Annotated in this window: 2 protein-coding genes; both read right to left on the bottom strand. The window is 71.4% G+C overall.

What is annotated here, in order from left to right; genetic code table 11:
* Positions 1 to 283 (bottom strand): TIGR03089 family protein (locus tag G6026_RS04915; protein ID WP_347238067.1); only part of this gene is annotated, 283 nt, incomplete at its 3' end.
* Positions 284 to 335: 52 nt separating this feature from the next.
* Positions 336 to 1,889, bottom strand: a complete 1,554-nt coding sequence (locus tag G6026_RS04910; RefSeq protein WP_194307566.1) for an LCP family protein — start codon at positions 1,887 to 1,889, stop codon at positions 336 to 338.
* Between the last annotated feature and the right edge of the window lie 182 nt (positions 1,890 to 2,071).

Here is a 2,071-nt window from a genome sequence, read left to right as displayed (position 1 = left end):
CGTCCTCGGCCGGCCCGGTCCGCACCTCGGCCCCGGCCCACCAGGCGCCGAGGAGGACCCCGGCGGTGAGCCAGTGGGCGGGCAGGTCGCACACCACCACGTCCCCGGGCGCGACCGCGACCTCGTCCCGCAGCAGACCGGCGATCTTGGCGGCCCAGTTTGCCGTGGAGACCACGGACAGCTCGATCCGCGAGGGTGCAGCGAGGTCGTAGTGGGTGACCAGGGGCGCACCCGGGTCCGCCGCGAGTAGTGGTTGGAGCACGGTGTCTGCGGCGGTGGTCACGGGGCGTCCTCCGAGAGGTCGGTCGGGGTTGGGTCAGTTCACGGCGGTTCGGTCAGTTCACACAGGGGACGTCCGAGCCGCCGGCGTCGAAGGTCGGACGCTGTGCGATCGAGGGTGGCAGAGGCGCGTAGTCGGTGGTCTCGGGGGAGTAGGACTCGGTCGCGGTGGCATCCCCCGTGGGTCCGCTGTAGTCCTCGGCCAGCACCACGCGGACGGTGCCGGGCGGCACCGCGGGATCCACCTGGACGGGCAGTCCGCCGAGCGCGTCGGAGACCGCGAACGCGGCGGGGTCGTCAGCCGATCCCGCCGCGACGTGTGAGGTGTAGGCGGCGGCGGGATCGGTGAGCAGGTCCCCGACCCCGTACCCGAGTTCGGACAGTGAACCGGAGACCCGGGCGGCGAGCCCGTCGATCGCCGTCGTGTTGACCACCGACACCGCGACGGCCGCCGGGTCGACGCCGGGCGTGTCGGTCGGGGTCTGGTCCTCGTCCGCGTCCTCGGCACTGGCGAATCCGCCGACGAACTCCGCGACCTGGGCGGGGTCGACCGTGACGATGGACTCGCCCCACTCGGTGAAGGAGTCGATGCTGGTCACCGGAATGGTCTCGAACCGGACGTTGCCGCCGCTGATGTCCTGCAGTTTCATCGCGAAGTCGACGAAGTCCCAGTTCTCGTCGATGACGAATGAGCGTCGGGCCGCATCGACGAGGGCTCCGAGCTTCGTCGGGTCCGCGAGGGTGCCCGCGGACAAGGTCTTCTTGACCAGCTGGGACATGAACGCCTGCTGGCGGACGATCCGGTCGAGGTCGCCCGCGGGCAGGTCGTGCCGCTGTCGGACGAAGCTCAGGGCGTCCGAGCCGGACACGGTCTGGACCCCGGCCCGGAAGTTCGCCCCGGAGAGCGGTTCGTCGACGTCCTCGTTCAGACACACCGGGACGCCGCCGACGGCGTCGGTGAGCAGCACGAATCCCAGCAGGCCTATCTCCGCGTAGTGGTCGGCCTGCACGCCTGTGAGATCCCGGATGGTGTTGATCAGCCCGTTGCGGCCGGCCTGGACGGCGTCGCGCTGGTCCTGCTCGGTGACCGCGCCGTCGGGGGCCTCGGCCGAGGCGCGGTCCAGGTAGGCCTGCTTGTACCCGGCGTAGACCCCGTTGATCTTGCTGCCCCCGATCTCCCGGGTCTCCACGTAGACATCCCGCGGAATGGAGATCGCGGTCGCCGAGCTCCCGTCCTCCGGGATCCGGATGAGCAGGATGGTGTCGGTGTTCTCACCCTCGTCCTCACCGGTCCGGATGGTGGCGAGCTCCTCCTGGCTGAGGGCGTTGCCCTGGGCGTCGGTCCGGTTGTCCGTGCCGACCAGGAGGATGTCGACGGCACCGTCGAGCCCGCCGTCCCCCATGTCGAGGCCGCCGGCGGAGGACAGGTCGGAGCTCAGACCGTTGAACAGCGACCAGCCCACACCGGTGACCAGGAGGCAGAAGACGGAGACGAGGGCGGCGAGGGCGCGGGCGATCCGCGACCCCACCGGCCGGGAGGGGGTCGCGTGGCGCCGGCCGCGTCCCGGGGCGGGTGCGCGCCGGGGCGTCGCTGGTACCTCGGCGCTCATCCACCGTCCTTGTCGTCGAATCGGGGACCGCGCGAGGCCGCCGATGATTCCCCCACGGTACCGCGCCGCGCGCCGGGCGTCGGAATCGGCGTGCGGCGTCGTAGGGTGTTGCGGGTGACGACCCGACTGCCCGTCGTGACGGTGACCTATTCTCCCGGCGACCATCTGAGCCGGTTCGTGGA

Origin of the sequence: Dietzia sp. DQ11-38-2, assembly GCF_014145055.1 — a bacterium.
Classification (GTDB): domain Bacteria; phylum Actinomycetota; class Actinomycetes; order Mycobacteriales; family Mycobacteriaceae; genus Dietzia.
The sequence above is the reverse complement of the archived record's forward strand: the minus strand, read 5'-3'. Positions and strand labels throughout refer to the sequence as shown.